Annotated in this window: 14 protein-coding genes, 2 tRNA genes and 1 pseudogene; 11 read left to right on the plus strand and 6 right to left on the minus strand. The window is 66.0% G+C overall.

The features are described from left to right. Positions 1–47: 47 nt before the first annotated feature. From tsaE to FA90_RS15035, 3 genes are all read left to right on the plus strand, one after another. On the plus strand, positions 48–533 hold the full coding sequence (gene tsaE / locus FA90_RS15025) for a tRNA (adenosine(37)-N6)-threonylcarbamoyltransferase complex ATPase subunit type 1 TsaE (RefSeq protein ID WP_036169991.1): 486 nt from the start codon (positions 48–50) through the stop codon (positions 531–533). After that, positions 497–2002, plus strand: coding sequence for an N-acetylmuramoyl-L-alanine amidase (locus tag FA90_RS15030; protein ID WP_036169992.1), 1506 nt, complete (start codon positions 497–499; stop codon positions 2000–2002). The genes tsaE and FA90_RS15030 overlap by 37 nt, the downstream gene beginning before the upstream one ends. Before the next feature lie 75 nt (positions 2003–2077). Then, positions 2078–2905, plus strand: coding sequence for an aldose epimerase (locus FA90_RS15035; protein ID WP_036169994.1), 828 nt, complete (start codon positions 2078–2080; stop codon positions 2903–2905). Positions 2906–2953: 48 nt separating this feature from the next. On the opposite strand, the gene FA90_RS15040 is transcribed toward FA90_RS15035, so the two are convergent. Both FA90_RS15040 and FA90_RS15045 read right to left on the minus strand, forming a co-directional pair. Further along, positions 2954–4057 carry a carbonic anhydrase gene (locus FA90_RS15040; protein WP_036169996.1) on the minus strand — a complete coding sequence of 368 codons (1104 nt, stop codon included), beginning with the start codon at positions 4055–4057 and terminating at the stop codon, positions 2954–2956. 82 nt (positions 4058–4139) lie between these two features. Further along, complete coding sequence (locus FA90_RS15045) at positions 4140–4784, minus strand: VTT domain-containing protein (protein ID WP_036169999.1); 645 nt, start codon at positions 4782–4784, stop codon at positions 4140–4142. 185 nt (positions 4785–4969) lie between these two features. Between FA90_RS15045 and FA90_RS15050 the strand changes: the two genes are divergently transcribed. After that, positions 4970–5896, plus strand: coding sequence for a peptidylprolyl isomerase (locus FA90_RS15050; protein ID WP_051971826.1), 927 nt, complete (start codon positions 4970–4972; stop codon positions 5894–5896). A 47-nt stretch (positions 5897–5943) separates the two neighbouring features. Here FA90_RS15050 and FA90_RS26975 read toward each other — a convergent pair whose 3' ends face one another. After that, positions 5944–6231, minus strand: a complete 288-nt coding sequence (locus FA90_RS26975) for a hypothetical protein (RefSeq protein WP_197065307.1) — start codon at positions 6229–6231, stop codon at positions 5944–5946. Between FA90_RS26975 and FA90_RS15055 the strand changes: the two genes are divergently transcribed. The 5 genes from FA90_RS15055 to FA90_RS15075 all read left to right on the plus strand — a co-directional run bounded on the left by FA90_RS15055 (position 6230) and on the right by FA90_RS15075 (position 10137). Next, the gene (locus FA90_RS15055) at positions 6230–6745 is read left to right on the plus strand and encodes a PEP-CTERM sorting domain-containing protein (protein ID WP_197065308.1); all 516 of its coding nucleotides are present in this window, start codon (positions 6230–6232) and stop codon (positions 6743–6745) included. The genes FA90_RS26975 and FA90_RS15055 overlap by 2 nt on opposite strands. A gap of 119 nt (positions 6746–6864) precedes the next feature. Beyond that, positions 6865–8892 (plus strand): DNA mismatch repair endonuclease MutL, encoded by a 2028-nt coding sequence (gene mutL / locus FA90_RS15060; RefSeq protein WP_036170006.1) that lies wholly within the window; start codon positions 6865–6867, stop codon positions 8890–8892. A gap of 7 nt (positions 8893–8899) precedes the next feature. After that, positions 8900–9877 (plus strand): tRNA (adenosine(37)-N6)-dimethylallyltransferase MiaA, encoded by a 978-nt coding sequence (gene miaA / locus FA90_RS15065; RefSeq protein ID WP_036170009.1) that lies wholly within the window; start codon positions 8900–8902, stop codon positions 9875–9877. Positions 9878–9920: 43 nt separating this feature from the next. Beyond that, positions 9921–9997: transfer RNA gene (locus FA90_RS15070), tRNA-Met, on the plus strand. 63 nt (positions 9998–10060) lie between these two features. After that, a tRNA-Met gene (locus FA90_RS15075) sits at positions 10061–10137 on the plus strand. Between the two features lie 58 nt (positions 10138–10195). On the opposite strand, the gene FA90_RS15080 is transcribed toward FA90_RS15075, so the two are convergent. Further along, positions 10196–11101, minus strand: a complete 906-nt coding sequence (locus tag FA90_RS15080; protein ID WP_036170010.1) for an SDR family NAD(P)-dependent oxidoreductase — start codon at positions 11099–11101, stop codon at positions 10196–10198. 98 nt (positions 11102–11199) lie between these two features. Here FA90_RS15080 and FA90_RS15085 point away from each other — a divergent pair, with 98 nt between their 5' ends. Next, positions 11200–12099 (plus strand): LysR family transcriptional regulator, encoded by a 900-nt coding sequence (locus FA90_RS15085; RefSeq protein WP_036170013.1) that lies wholly within the window; start codon positions 11200–11202, stop codon positions 12097–12099. Between the two features lie 48 nt (positions 12100–12147). Here FA90_RS15085 and FA90_RS15090 read toward each other — a convergent pair whose 3' ends face one another. Continuing rightward, complete coding sequence (locus tag FA90_RS15090; RefSeq protein ID WP_036170015.1) at positions 12148–13314, minus strand: M42 family metallopeptidase; 1167 nt, start codon at positions 13312–13314, stop codon at positions 12148–12150. A gap of 123 nt (positions 13315–13437) precedes the next feature. Here FA90_RS15090 and FA90_RS15095 point away from each other — a divergent pair, with 123 nt between their 5' ends. Next, positions 13438–13773, plus strand: a complete 336-nt coding sequence (locus tag FA90_RS15095; RefSeq protein ID WP_036170017.1) for a DUF2004 domain-containing protein — start codon at positions 13438–13440, stop codon at positions 13771–13773. On the opposite strand, the pseudogene FA90_RS15100 reads toward FA90_RS15095, so the two are convergent. Next, positions 13770–14409: pseudogene (locus FA90_RS15100) on the minus strand (LysR substrate-binding domain-containing protein); the annotation flags it as partial. The gene FA90_RS15095 and the pseudogene FA90_RS15100 overlap by 4 nt on opposite strands. Positions 14410–14428 lie beyond the last annotated feature (19 nt).

The following is a 14428-nucleotide window of genomic DNA, read 5'->3' on the forward strand; positions in this document are numbered from 1 at the left end:
GACGCGCGCGGACGCCACGCGCAAGACGAAACACGACATTCTATTCCATGCAGCAGATCACAGCCTACCTCCCCGACGAATCCGCCACCCAGGCGCTGGGCGCAGCCCTCGCGCGCGCGCTGCAGCCCGGCCTCGTCATCCACCTGCACGGCGACCTCGGCGCCGGCAAGACCGCGCTCACGCGCGCGCTGCTGCACGCGGCCGGCCACAAGGGCGCGGTCAAGAGCCCGACCTACACGCTGTCCGAACCCTACCGCATCGCGCTGGACGGGAAACCGGTCAACCTGATCCATTACGACCTGTACCGCATGTCCAGTCCCGAGGAATTCCTGGACGCGGGCTTTCGCGAAGATTTCGACGGTAACAACATCTGCATCGTCGAATGGCCGGAAAAAGGCGACCCGGTGTTGCCGCCGCCCGACTTAAACGTGTTGCTGCAAGTAAGCGGAGTCGGGCGTGAGGTAGAATTGCAGGCGTTGTCCCCATTGGGCCTGCTATGCCTAGAACGCCTGCATTACCCCCCGACTCCCTGATTCCCGTTTCGCCGAAGCGCCGTACGGTGCTCAAGAACGGCGCCACCCTGCTGCTGTCCGTGATCGCGCCCGCCCTGCCCTTGACGGCGTCGGCGGCCCAGATCATGGCCGTGCGCGTCTGGCCGGCCGACGAGTACACCCGCGTCACGCTGGAAAACGACGGCGACCTGAAAGCCACGCACTTCATGGTGCCCGATCCGCCGCGCCTGGTGGTCGACATCGACGGCCTGGCGCTCAACGAGACCTTGAAAAGCCTGGTGGCCAAGGTCGAATCGAACGACCCGTACATCAAGCAGGTCCGGGTCGGCCAGAACCGGCCGAACGTGGTGCGCCTGGTGTTCGACCTGAAGGAAGAGGTCAAGCCGCAGGTGTTCACGCTGGCGCCGGTGGCCGGCTACCGGCATCGGCTGATCTTCGACCTGTACCCGGTCAAGGCGGTCGATCCGCTGGCCAGCATGATCGCGCAGCAGAACTGGAGCGGCGCGGCGCCGGGCACGCCGAGCGCGCAGACCGCGCCGCCGGCGCCGGCGACGCCGGTGTCCCCGATTTCGGGCGCCCAGCCGGGCACGCCGATGGGCGGCGCGAAGGACCAGGATCCGATCGCCGGCCTGCAGGCGGACGCCGCGCACGCCTCCGAGGCACCGGCACGGCCCGCCGCACCTCGGCCGTCCGCACCGCAGCCCGCGGCGCCAGGCCCCAAACTGGCGGAGCAGGAAAGCCGCGCCAGGCCGGCGCCGGGCAAGGATGGCATGAAGGTCGCGCGCATGGTCACCATCGCGCTCGACCCCGGCCACGGCGGCGAAGACCCGGGCGCGACCGGCGCCACCGGCATCCACGAAAAGGAGATCGTGCTGGCCATCGCCAAGCGCCTCAAGGGCAAGCTCGAGGAGCTGCCCAACACGCGCGTGATGCTGACCCGCGATAACGATTTCTTCGTGCCGCTCGGCCAGCGCGTCGACAAGGCGCGCAAGGTGCAGGCCGACCTGTTCGTCTCGATCCACGCCGATGCCTTCGTCGAGCCGACCGCGCGCGGCTCCTCGGTGTTCGTGCTGTCCGAAAAGGGCGCGACCTCGAGCGCGGCGCGCTGGCTGGCGACCGACCAGAACAAGGCCGACATGATCGGCGGGGTCAACCTCGCCACCCACGACCGCGAACTGGCCGGTGTGCTGTTCGACATGTCGACCACGGCCCAGATCAACGACAGCATGAAGCTGGCCAAGGCGGTGCTGACCGAGATCGGCGGCATCAACCGCCTGCACCGCGGCGCGGTCGAGCAGGCCGGCTTCGCGGTGCTCAAGGCGCCCGACATCCCGTCGATCCTGGTCGAAACCGCGTTCATCTCGAACCCCGAGGAAGAAGCCAGGCTGAAGGACGAGGCCTACCAGAACCAGCTCGCCGATGCGATCACGAAGGGCATCCGGCGCTACTTCGCGTACAATCCGCCGCTGGCGAAGAGCCGCATGACTTGACGCGGCCGGCGCGGGTCCGCCCCGCGTCGGCGAAGATGCGCGGCTCTTCCATAGGTCAACCGAGGAGGAACTTCCGTGAGCGCATCGACTACCCCCGCATCTGCCTTGTTCGGGCAGCTTCCCGCCCTGCACCTGCGCGCCCCCGACGGCGCCGAAGCCACCATCACGCTGTACGGCGCGCATCTCGTGTCATGGAGGCCGGCCACGGCCACCGGCGCGCCGGGCCAGGAACGCATGTTCGTCAGCGCCCTGTCGGCACTGGACGGCAAGCGCGCGATCCGCGGCGGCGTGCCGGTGATCTTCCCGCAATTCGCCGAGCGCGGCGCCGGCATGCGCCATGGCTTCGCGCGCGTGTCGACCTGGCGCGTCGTCGGCCAGGGCGAACAGGATGGCGCGGCCTGGGGCCTGCTGGCCCTGAGCCAGACCGACCTGGCGCCGGAATTCGCGGCCGCCTGGCCGGCGCCGTTCGAGCTGCAGCTGCGGGTCGCGCTGCATGCGGCCGAGCTGTCGATGACGCTCACCGTGCGCAACACCGGCGCCGCGCCCTTCCCCTTCGCCGCCGCGCTGCATACCTACCACCTGGTCGAGGACGTGGAATCGGTGCGCATCGACGGCGTGCAGGGCGAGACGCTGGCGATCACGGACAAGCTCGACCAGATCTTCGAGCACATCCCCGGCGACATCGTGTTCGACACCGGCGCCGACAAGCTGGCGCTGCACCAGAGCGGCTTCACGGATGCGGTCGTGTGGAACCCGGGCGCGGCCGATGCGGCGGCGCTGTCGGACATGGAGGACGAGGAATACCGGCGCTTCGTGTGCATCGAGCCGGCCTTGCTGCAGCCGGCCACGCTGGAGCCGGGCGGGAGCTGGGTGGGAGAGTATCGGGTGACCGTGGGCGCGTGAGCACGCGCCGCTGTCAATGAAAAACGCCGGCACTTGCCGGCGTTTTTCTTAGTTCGATTCCTTGATCATCCTGCCGCCGCTCGACTGCACCGGCCGTGCATTGAGCGGATACAGCCGCGAAAACAAGGCCATCTGCGCCGGCGACGCCTGGCGCGGCTGCTTGAACACCATCCACAGCACGCCCTCGGTGCAGGGCGGCTCGCTCAGCGACCCCATGTAGGTGAAGTACTCGCGCCGGTCCGGCAGCGCGTCGCTGGGGTCGATCACGATCGACGGCGCCACCGTCTGCAGCTTTTCCAGCGGCAGGTTGTCCCAGATGGTCTGCATCAGCGGATGCGGCTCGCCGCGCTCGAGCAGCACCGCGATGATCGCGATCTTGCCTTCCGCGCTCTTGTGCACCAGGTGCATCACCATTTCCGTGCCCTTGCCATTGATCTTTTCCTCGGACGGGCGGTGGAAGTGAAAGCCTTGCAGCTCGTAGGTCTCGTTGCCGACCGTGATGAAATTGCCGCCGCCGACCGTCACGTCGACCGTATGGCCATTGTTGATCTCGCTGAACGAGGACGGGTGATAGTCGAAGCTGATGTGCTCGAGGTTGACCTTGATGCCGTCGCGGATGTCGATCGGCGACTGGCGGTTGCCGACGCCGCACTTGGCCCAGTCGACGTTGATCTTCGACCAGTTGGCCGGACCGAGCTCGCCTTCGTACGACCAGACCGTGCCGTGCTTGGGCGCGGCGGCCAGGATCGCGGCCGCCGCGGCGGCCTTTTCCTCGGCGACGCGCCTGGCGTCGGCGGTCTTTTTCGCGCGCACGGCCGCGCTGGCGCGCGCCTGCTGGCGTTCGCGCAGCTCGGCCAGGCGCTGGGCGATCTTGGCGGAGAGTTCGACTTGGGCGTCGTCTTCCTTCTCGGGCGACACGGCCTCGGCCTTGGCGCCCTTTTTCGGCTCGGCCTCGTCCTTCTTGGCGTCGGCGGCCTTGTCGGCCATGGCGACTTTCTGCGCGAGTTCGGCTTTCTTGGCGGCGCTCGGCATCATCGCCGAGGCCGGTTTCGAGATCGAGGCCGCGAGCTTGGCTGCCGCGGGATCGGGATCGTTCGCGCTTGCGGTCATGACGACGCAGCTGCAAGCCATGAGGGCGATCAGGTTACGCATGGGGGTCCAGTAATGTTGCTGTCCCCTGCTTTATCGGCGCGCTCCCTGTAAAACTTGAGCCTGAGAAATACCTATATTGACGTTATCGGCTCATCATGCGGCGGCCGAACTTGTACAGCCCGCCCAGCGCCAGCGGCACCACGGCGGCGCCGACGCCGACCAGCACGATCGTGGTCAGGTGGTCGCGCACGAACGGCATGTTGCCGAAGAAGTAACCACCTGTCACCAGCAGCGCCACCCAGGCCACTGCGCCGGTCACGTTGTACATCTGGAAGCGCGCATGCGTCATTTCCGAGATGCCGGCCACGAACGGCGCGAAGGTGCGCACGACCGGCACGAAGCGCGCCAGGATGATCGTCATGCCGCCGTGTTTTTCGAAGAAGTCGTGGGTGCGGCGCATCGCGTCCTTGTTCAGCCAGCGGTAGTCGTGGGTGAACACGCGGTGGCCGATCAGCCCGCCAATGTAGTAATTCAGTGTGTTGCCGGTCACCGCCGCGACGATCAGCAGGGCCATCAGCAAGGGATAACTCATCTGGCCGGTGGCGCAGAAGGCGCCGGCGATGAACAGCAGGGTGTCGCCGGGGAAGAAGAACAATACGACCAGGCCGGTTTCGCAGAACACGATCGCGAACAGCACTGCGTAGACATACGGGCCGTACTGGGCCAGCAGGTCACCGAGGGTTTTATCGACGTGCAGCAGCATGCCGAAGAGTTGCATCAGATCCATATTGTTCCTAAATGGTAGCGTCGCATCATACCATCTTCATAATGTAAAGACCGCCCTGTTCCGGCTCATCCGTCAAGAAAATTTGCACGGTTTTCCAATATGTGTGTTGATCATTTTCCAAAGTACAATTATTGGCAGCAGAACAACCGTTCAATGAGCGTCGCCGCGTGCGGCAGGGAGACAGGATGAAGCAATATCGGACCACTCGAGACATGCTGGCGGCCGCTGCGCTGCTGGCGCTGGGTTTGCACGCGGCGATTGGCGCGGAACTGCCGCCCAAACCCGGCGTCGGTGACCTGATCAAGACCTCCAAGGCCGAGGACTGGCGCCCGCTCGACCCGGACAACACCCTGTACATGGAACTCCCCGGCGGGCGCGTGGTGATCGAACTGGCGCCTGCCTTCGCGCCCAACCATGTGAAAAACATCAAGGCGCTGGTGCGCTCGCACTATTTCGATGGCCTGGCCGTGCTGCGCGTGCAGGACAATTTCGTGGTCCAGTGGGGCGACCCGAACGACGACGACAAGGACAAGGCGCGCCCGGTCAAAGGCGCCCAAAAGACGCTCAAGGCCGAGTTCACCGCGCCAGCCAGCCGCATCGCCCGCTTCGCGCCGATGCCTGAGCTGGATGGCTACGCGCCCCAGGTCGGCCATGCCGATGGCTTCCCGGTCGGGCGCGACCCGAAAAGCGGCCAGGCCTGGCTGACGCATTGCTACGGCATGGTCGGCGTGGGCCGCGACAACGACGCCGACAGCGGCGGCGGCACCGCCCTGTACGCCGCGATCGGCCCGGCGCGCCACCTGGACCGCAACATGACCGTGGTCGGGCGCGTGGTGGCCGGCATGCCGCTGCTGGCCAGCCTGCCGCGCGGCCCGGCGCCGATGGGCTTTTACGACAAGCCGGAGCTGAACGTGCCGATCACCACCGTCAAGGTCGCCGCCGATGTGCCGGAAGGCCAGCGCAGCCATCTGGAAGTGATGCGCACCGAACGCCCGATCTATCAGGCCATCGTCGAGGCCCAGCGCAACCGCGGCGGGCCGTTCACCAAGTTCTCGGCGGGATATGTGGACGTGTGCGCGACGCAGATTCCGGTGCGGGAGCAAACCCCTTGAACGGCGCCAACGCGACTGTCAGCATCGTTCCTCGACCCGGCATGCGCTCACGGTTTTTCGGCCATTGACGCCGAGTGCGGTTGGCGGGGCCGGCTGCGTCCGGGCATGCCCGCCGCCACCGACAGCCGGCATCGCATGATTTCCATGATAGTTGCATAAAAGCTATCTTTTTCTTTTAGTAAATATATATTTACAAGCTCACTAGGAAAGGAAATCATGAACTTCAGAATAATCAAAGCGGCCCTCCTGGCCGCAGTCCTTGCGACGGGATTCCAAAACGCGCATGCGTCCACCATCACCTTCGACGCGTTCGCGCCCAGCGAAACGAATTTCATGACCGCCGGGGCGACCTTCTCGACGGACGGGTATCGCTTCAATGTCACGGACGGCCTCGCCTGGTTCCTGAACAGGCCGCCGCAGTCCGGTTCGGCCACGAACGGGACGACCAGCCTGGACCTGGGCGGCATCGTCAGCATCACCAGTCTTGCAAACAAACCGTTCTCGATCACCAGCGTCGACCTGGCCACCGTGCTGGCACTGGAAACGAGTACCGTCAAATTCACCGGCACGGATGTCAACGGTGTCAAGACAACGCAGACGTACTCGATCACTGGCGCAAACAACGCCCATCCCTTCGACCTGATCACCACGCCGCTCGCCGGTTTCAACGACCTTGCTTCGTTCGACATGGAGCTCGTATATAGCATGGACGCGGCGACGTATTTCAGCCTGGTCGACAATATCGTGATCGACGACGCGACGGCGGCGGTACCGGAGCCATCGACCTGTGCGATGCTGGGCCTGGGCCTGGCAATGCTTGCGGGACTGGGACGCCGCAAGCTGCGCTGAGACGGCGCCCGCCGAAGCCGCTCGTGCTTTTCGGGCTGGACGACCGAGACGGGGATCGCACTGTCTGCAAAATTGGACAGCCCCGTTTCACCCCGCGGCAGCCGGGCTATAATCGCTGTATGAACGCACAGGTCCCCACCCGCCGCCCCATCCAGCAACTCCCCGACCAGCTCATCTCCCAGATCGCCGCCGGCGAGGTGGTCGAGCGGCCGGCGGCCGTGATCAAGGAATTGCTGGAAAACGCGCTCGACGCCGGCGCCACCCAGGTCACGATCCGGCTCGAAGAAGGCGGCGTCAAGCGCATCGCCATCACCGACAACGGCAAGGGCATTCCGCCCGATGAGCTGCCGCTGGCGCTGGCGCGCCACGCGACCTCCAAGATCGCCTCGCTGACCGACCTCGAGAACGTCAACACGCTCGGTTTTCGCGGCGAGGCGCTGGCCTCGATCGCCTCGGTGGCGGCGGTGACGATCACCTCGCGCACGGCCGACGCGGCGCATGCCTGGGAGATCGTCGGGTCGCACCAGGGCACGGTGTCGCCGTCCTCGGGCGCGCACGGCACCACGATCGACGTGCAGGACCTGTATTTCAATACGCCGGCGCGGCGCAAGTTCCTGAAGTCCGAGCAGACCGAATACGGTCACTGCGCCGAGGTCGTGCGCCGCATCGCGCTGGCGCGCCCCGACGTCTCGTTCAGCCTGTCGCACAACGGCCGCACGGTCGACCACTGGAACACCAGCGAGGCGGCCAAGCGCAGCGCCCAGATCCTCGGCAACGACTTCGCCGAGGCGCGCCTGCCGCTCGACGAATCCGCCGGCCCGCTGCGCCTGCACGGCTACGTCGGCCTGCCGACCGCATCGAAAGCGCGCGCCGACGGCCAGTTCTTTTATGTGAACGGCCGCTTCGTGCGCGACAAGCTGCTGGTCCACGCCGTGAAAGCCGCCTACGAGGACGTGCTGCACGGCGACCGCTTCCCGGCCTACGTGCTGGCGCTCGAGCTCGACCCGGCCATGGTCGACGTCAACGTGCACCCGTCCAAGATCGAGGTGCGCTTCCGCGACAGCCGCGCGGTGCACCAGTTCGTGTTCCACGCGGTCTCGCGCGCGCTCGCGCAAACGTCCGCGACCGCGCACGGCAGCGCGCCGGCGCCGGTCAGCGCGGCCGAAATCGTACCATCCGCGCCGTCGTCGACCTCGGGCGCCTCCTGGGGCGGCGGCTTCGGGCGCGACAGCGGCATGGGCGGTGGAGGCGGTTTCGGCAGCGCCGCGCCGCGCCGTCCGCACGAGCAGACTTCGTTCGGCTCGGCGCTGTCGGGCCATGGCGGAGCGTCGTCGACCAGCTTTTCGCCCTCGCCCTTCCCGGCCGGCAGCCGCTGGGATGCGCCCAACGGCGGCGGCGTGGCGCAGCGCACCGACAGCTACGGCGCGCTATTCGGCGGCGCCAAGCCTGCCGGCGCGGAGGCGTCGGGCGAGTCGCCCGCGCGCGTGGCCGAATCGTCGTTCTCGATGCCGCTGCCGCCCACCACGCAGCCTTCCTCCGACGACGACTTCCCGCTCGGCTTCGCGCTGGCCCAGCTGCACGGCATCTACATCCTGGCGCAGAACCGCAAGGGCCTGGTGCTGGTCGACATGCACGCGGCGCACGAGCGCATCCTGTACGAGCAGATCAAGAATGCGCTCGACGCCCAGGCCGTCGAGGGCGGCGAGCAGATGCAGGTGCAGCAGCTGCTGATCCCGGTGACGTTCTACGCCGACGCGGTCGAAGTCGGCACCGTGCAGGAGCACCAGGACACGCTCAAGACGCTCGGCTTCGACATCGCCGCGTTGTCGCCGACGACGATCGCCGTGCGCGCGATTCCCGCGCTGTTGAAAAACGCCGATGCCCAGACGCTGGCGCGCGACGTGCTGCGCGACGTGCGCGAATTCGGTGGCTCGCGCGTGCTGATCGAGCGCCGCAACGAACTGCTCGGCACCCTCGCCTGCCACACGGCCGTGCGCGCCAACCGCATCCTCGCCGCGCCCGAAATGAACGCCCTGCTGCGCCAGATGGAAGCCACCGAACGCGCCGACCAGTGCAATCACGGGCGGCCGACCTGGGTGCAGCTCGAAATCTCCGCCTTGGATAAACTTTTCCTGCGCGGACAGTAATCAAAATATGAATTCGCAACACAAACCGATGGCCGTGGCCATCATGGGCCCGACCGCGTCCGGCAAGACCGCCGCCGCCCTGGCGATCGCCCAGGCGATGCCGGTCGAGATCATCTCGGTCGACTCGGCCCTGGTCTACCGCGAGATGGACATCGGCACCGCCAAGCCGACCGCCGAAGAGCTGGCGGCCGTGCCGCACCACCTGATCGACATCATCGACCCGCTCGACGCGTATTCGGTGATGCAGTTCCGCGAGGACGCGATCCGACTGGTCGCCGAGATCGCGGCGCGCGGCAAGCTGGCGCTGCTGGTCGGCGGCACGATGATGTATTTCAAGGGGCTGGTCGACGGCCTGGACGATTTGCCGACCGCGGATGCGGGCGTGCGCGCCGCGATCGAAGAAGAAGCCGCACGCATCGGCTGGCCCGGCATGCACGCCAAGCTGCGCACGCTCGACCCCGCCACAGCCGACCGGCTGGCGCCGAACGACGCCCAGCGCATCAACCGCGCGCTGGAAATCATCGCGCTGTCGGGCAAGCCGATGTCGGAGCTGCTGGCCAAGCGCGACAAACCCGTGCTGCCGTTCGAACTGGTCTCGTTCGCATTGGAACCGTCGGATCGCGCCGTGCTGCATGCGCGCATCGCCCAGCGTTTCGATGCGATGCTGGGCCAGAGCGACGAGATCGGCATCGTCGCCGAGGTCGCGCGCCTGCGCGCACGTGGAGACCTGTCGCCGAATTTGCCGTCGATGCGCTGCGTCGGCTACCGCCAGTCGTGGGAATACCTGGATGGCGCGATCGACCGCAAGGCGCTGCGCGAGACCGGCATCGCGGCGACGCGCCAGCTGGCCAAGCGCCAGCTGACCTGGCTGCGTTCGATGCCGGAGCGCATCGTCATCGATTGCCTGGGACAGGACCCGGCCGGGCAGATGCTGGCGCACTTGCAGAGTTTGCAAGCACTGGACAAACCGATCCACTGCGGGTAGCCTTGACACCTCGGAGATCGGACGGCATAATGCTTCCCGTTCTGGTGATATAGCTCAGTTGGTTAGAGCATAGCATTCATAATGCTAGGGTCGGTGGTTCAAGTCCACCTATCACCACCAAGATTCAAGCGAGATGGCTTGGCTCCCACAGCTAAGCCATTTTGTTTTCGACGCTCACGTGTCGGTGATATAGCTCAGTTGGTTAGAGCATAGCATTCATAATGCTAGGGTCGGTGGTTCAAGTCCACCTATCACCACCAGATATACCAGACGGCCTGACCATTGCGTGTCAGGCCGTCTGCGTTTACCGGCGCTCAATTAGCCTCCCCGATCTCGGGCCGATGCCGGCACGGCGCCGGCGCGCGCGATCAACGCCTCGGAGCCGCGCATGAAGCGGGCGATGTAATCGCGCGTCAGCGCCTCGGATGGCATGATCGCATGTCCCTTGCGATCGAACATCGCACCGCTGTGCCTTTCGATATCCGGGCTGGACAGCAAGGGCAGGATGCGGCGGGCGTAGGTCTCTGCGGTCGGCGTGAACAGGCCGATCAGCGTTTCGGCGACGGCCGACTTCAGGCTGCCCTTGCCGAACAGGTTGTCCCGGATATTCGTCTTGACCAGTCCGGGATTGAGCCCGAAAAACCCGAGCCCCGGGTAACGCCGCGCGAAGTCGAGCACCAGCGCCTCGTTGCCGGCCACCGTATTCATATGCACCGACATCGCCTTGTAAGCGCGTTCCGCATTCAGGTCGTCGATGGCGCCGATCGCGTTGGTGCCGGGGTAGCCCATGACGAAGACGCGCGGCTTCGCGGCTGCCTTACCGCGCCGCGCCCCCAAGACCGGCGCGATCGCGTCGAGGATGACCAGGCGGCTCAGGTAGCTGATCGCCATGTCGCGCTCGATGCCCTCGTCGGTTTCCTCGCGTTGTGGAGCCGCGATGATGCCGTTCGTGAAGATCAGAAAGTCGAGCGATTCTGCCTGCAGGTAAGGAGCGATGCGCCGGGCTTCGCGCATCAGGCTGAGGTCGGCTTTTACGAATTCGACACCGGCGAGCCCTTCGTCCCGAAAAGTCTGCCCCACCACCACGACCTGGGCGCCAAACACAGCCAGCTGGCGGCTCAGTGCGCGGCCGATACCGCCCGTTCCGCCGACGATTGCGGCCTTTTTTCCCTTGAATGCGCCCGGCGCGGCCAGATGCCAAGTCAACTCTGTATTGCGTTTCATATCGCCTCCCGTGTCATTCCATTGCAGTATGATGGACTGCTTATGCGGTGGGATAAAGCCTGTTATTTGAAGAACACTGATGCAAAAATGGAGCAATCATGGAGTTGCTGAAGGATATGGCTCTATTTGTCGAGGTCGTCAAAGCCAAGGGCTTTCGCGCCGCCGCGCAGGTATTGAACATGCCGAACTCGACGGTTTCGCGACGCATCGGCGCGCTCGAGAAAGCGATCGGCCTGCGGCTGCTACAGCGCACGACACGTAAAGTCGAGCTGACTGAAGCGGGACAGATTTACTTCGAGCGCTGCAAGCGGATCGTCGACGAAGCCAGAATCGCCCATGAAGAACTCGACGGCATGCTGGCCCAGCCCAGCGGCGTGTTACGGGCGTCGCTGCCGGTCGATTTCGCAGCCACCTACATGGCATCGCTTATCGCCGAATTCGCCGCGCGCTATCCCGACCTCATCTTCGACTTCGATCTCACGCCGCGCCAGGTCAATCTGGCCAGCGAACCGTTCGACGTGGCCATCAGGATCGGAGAACCGCAGCAGCCGCACCTCATCGCACGCCGCCTGGCATCGTGGCCACCGTGCCTGTACGCTTCGCCCGCTTATTTGCTGCGCCATGGCGAGCCGGCCGCGCCGGACGGCCTGGCCGGGCACCAGTGCCTGAGCATGCCCGGCAACGGGAGCTGGACCCTGGACGATGGCGTGACAACGGTACAGGTCGCGGTGGGAAGCCGCTTCACCATCAATAACGCGGGATTGATACGGCGTTTGGCCACATTGGATCAGGGCATCGTCATGATGCCGCACGCAATCGTCGCGGACGACCTGGCTGCGGGACGGCTGCGCCGCATACTGACCCATTGGCATGGCAAACCGGTGCCGATCTATGCCGTCACCGAGACCCGGCTACTGCCCGCGAAAACCCAGCGCTTCATCGAGTTCGTGCGCGAGCGCTTGAGCGACGGTCCCTGGTTCGCCGAGCCCGGCGAATGAGACGTCAAGCCGCAGGCACGGGCGTCTGCGGCTTGACGCCACGACGAATCAGCGCCCGTCCGGCGCGAAGTCGCGAATCCGCTTCACCTCGTTCGCATCCAGCTTCTTGATCATCGAGACCACCAGGTCGACCATCTGATCGAAGTCCTGGCGATTCAGGATGCCGTTGAACGCATGCGTGTAGCGGATCGGCACCACCAGGTTCACGGTCGGCACGCCGCCGTTGCTCTTCTGGATCTCGGCCGAGTCGTCGCCGTAGCCCTGCACCAGGTCGGCCTGCAGCGGCAGCTTGCGCTCGGCCGCGGTCTGCTTCACGAACGCGACCATCTTGCGATTCGGGATGGTCGAGGTGTCGTACAGGAAGAAGCCGGGACCGGCGCCGAGCTTGGCTTGCGTCTCTTCCGGGCGGCCCGGGTAGACGTCGCCGGTGATGCCGCCTTCGATCGCGATGCCGATGTCCGGCTTGACCACGTCGGCCGCCGTGTGGGCGCCGCGCAGGCCGATCTCTTCCTGGGTCGTGATCACCCAGCTGATCTGGTTGGGGTGGCCTTCGCTGGCCAGGCGGCGCATCGCCTCGACCACCACGGCGCAGCCGACGCGGTCGTCCCAGCCTTTGCCCAGGTAGTTCTGGGTGCCGTTGAGCACCTCGAACGGCGCGTCCGGGACGATCGGATCGCCCGGTTCGATGCCGAGCGCGCGCACTTCGGCCTCGGTGCGGGCGCCGACGTCCAGGTACAGCATGTCGCGCGGGAAGACCTTGGTGCGTTCCTCGGCCGGCACGACGTGGATGTCGCGGATGCCGGTCACGGCTTTCACCGGTCCCTTCTTGCCGATGATGACCCAGCGCTTGTCGACCAGCGCCTGGTCGAGCCAGCCGCCCAGCATCTGCATGGTCAGCAGGCCGTTCGGCGTGATACGGCGGACCATGCCGCCCAGTTCGTCCATGTGGGCGTCGACCATGATGCGCGGGCCGCTCGTGCCCTGGGTCGCGATGATCGACCCCATGCCATCGTAGCGCAGCGACTGCGCCAGCGGCTTCATCATGTCGACCAGCACGGCGCGTACCGGTTCTTCGAAACCCGGCGGCCCGGCGGCGTCGGAGATTTTTTGCAGGGTTTCGATGGTGCGGTCTTGTGCGGGAGCTGCAGACACCAGGGCGCTGCAGGAAGCCGCCAACAGGGCGATGGCGGCGGAGATGCGACGAACGTTCGGCACTTGGGTTTCCGTGATGGTTGTGTTGGCGGCGCATCGTACGTACACCGTCGCGGGACGGCGTCGGCCTTTCCCGGTATCGTCCAGTATGCCAATATATTTGCCGATTTCATACTGGAGCAGACCATGACCGACACCACAGCAGAAGCCGCACGCCGCGAAGCCGCCGCGCGCCAGGCCATCAAGAACGGCTTCGACATGGAGGACGAGGACTCGGGCGTCGCCATGTTCGTCGCCTTCCACCTCGAAGAACTCGACGCCGACTACTGGCAGCAGCATGTGAAGACCCCGCGCCCCCATCCAGGCGATGTGCTCGATGCGCTGGTCCTGCGCGAGCACTGGGGCGGGCCCGACGACCTGGAACACTTCGACTTCACCCTGCCCGGCGAGGTCACCGAGTACGTCGTCAGCGTGCGCTTCGACGCGGCCGGCAAGGTCGCCGAGATCTCGATGGAAAGCTAAGCCGGGTCAGCCGCCTGGCCGAAGTGTTCGGCCAAAAAATCGATGAACGCGCGCGCGCGCGGCCAGGTTGCGCCGGCTGAGGTAGTAGACGAACAGGTCGGCCGAGGGCAGCGCATGCTGCGGCAGCACGATCTTCAACCTGCCGCTTTCGACGTACTTGGCCAGGTCCCATTCCGAGCGTACCAGGATGCCGTGGCCGTCCAGCGCCCAGCCGAGCACGATGTCGCCGTCGTTGCTCGACAGCGCGCCGCGCACCTTGACCACCTCGCCGTCCTCGAAGCGCCAGACGCCGTGTGCCTCGTCGTTCTGGCGGTGCACGATGCACTGGTGGCGCGCCAGGTCGTCCAGCGTTTCGGGCGCGCCGTGACGCTGCAGGTACAGCGGCGAGGCGCACAGGAAGCGCCGGTTGCTCATCACGCGCCGCGCCGCCAGCCGTTTAACGGGCAAAGCGCCGAAGCGGATCGCCAGGTCGAACCCGTTTTCGGCCAGGTCGACCGGGCGGTCGGCGACTTCCATCTGCACCTCGACCTGCGGGTAGCGCCTGGCGAACGCGGAGACGATCGGCGCGATGGTCGTGCCGGGGTCAGGTCGAGGGCACGCGCGGCCGCGGCCAGCGAGCCGTGACGCACGACCAGCACGAAAAATTTCATCTCGG

It is taken from the genome of Massilia sp. 9096 (assembly GCF_000745265.1).
Classification (GTDB): Bacteria; Pseudomonadota; Gammaproteobacteria; order Burkholderiales; family Burkholderiaceae_D; genus Telluria.

What these genes read in the sequence shown, in the direction of transcription:
- tsaE (WP_036169991.1), top strand. Translation starts at nt 48, where the DNA reads ATGCAGCAGATCACAGCCTACCTCCCCGACGAATCCGCCACCCAGGCG.
- FA90_RS15030 (WP_036169992.1), top strand. Translation starts at nt 497, where the DNA reads ATGCCTAGAACGCCTGCATTACCCCCCGACTCCCTGATTCCCGTTTCG.
- FA90_RS15040 (WP_036169996.1), bottom strand. Translation starts at nt 4,057, where the DNA reads ATGCGTAACCTGATCGCCCTCATGGCTTGCAGCTGCGTCGTCATGACC.
- FA90_RS15045 (WP_036169999.1), bottom strand. Translation starts at nt 4,784, where the DNA reads ATGGATCTGATGCAACTCTTCGGCATGCTGCTGCACGTCGATAAAACC.
- FA90_RS15050 (WP_051971826.1), top strand. Translation starts at nt 4,970, where the DNA reads ATGAAGCAATATCGGACCACTCGAGACATGCTGGCGGCCGCTGCGCTG.
- FA90_RS15055 (WP_197065308.1), top strand. Translation starts at nt 6,230, where the DNA reads ATGACCGCCGGGGCGACCTTCTCGACGGACGGGTATCGCTTCAATGTC.
- FA90_RS26975 (WP_197065307.1), bottom strand. Translation starts at nt 6,231, where the DNA reads ATGAAATTCGTTTCGCTGGGCGCGAACGCGTCGAAGGTGATGGTGGAC.
- mutL (WP_036170006.1), top strand. Translation starts at nt 6,865, where the DNA reads ATGAACGCACAGGTCCCCACCCGCCGCCCCATCCAGCAACTCCCCGAC.
- miaA (WP_036170009.1), top strand. Translation starts at nt 8,900, where the DNA reads ATGAATTCGCAACACAAACCGATGGCCGTGGCCATCATGGGCCCGACC.
- FA90_RS15080 (WP_036170010.1), bottom strand. Translation starts at nt 11,101, where the DNA reads ATGAAACGCAATACAGAGTTGACTTGGCATCTGGCCGCGCCGGGCGCA.
- FA90_RS15085 (WP_036170013.1), top strand. Translation starts at nt 11,200, where the DNA reads ATGGAGTTGCTGAAGGATATGGCTCTATTTGTCGAGGTCGTCAAAGCC.
- FA90_RS15095 (WP_036170017.1), top strand. Translation starts at nt 13,438, where the DNA reads ATGACCGACACCACAGCAGAAGCCGCACGCCGCGAAGCCGCCGCGCGC.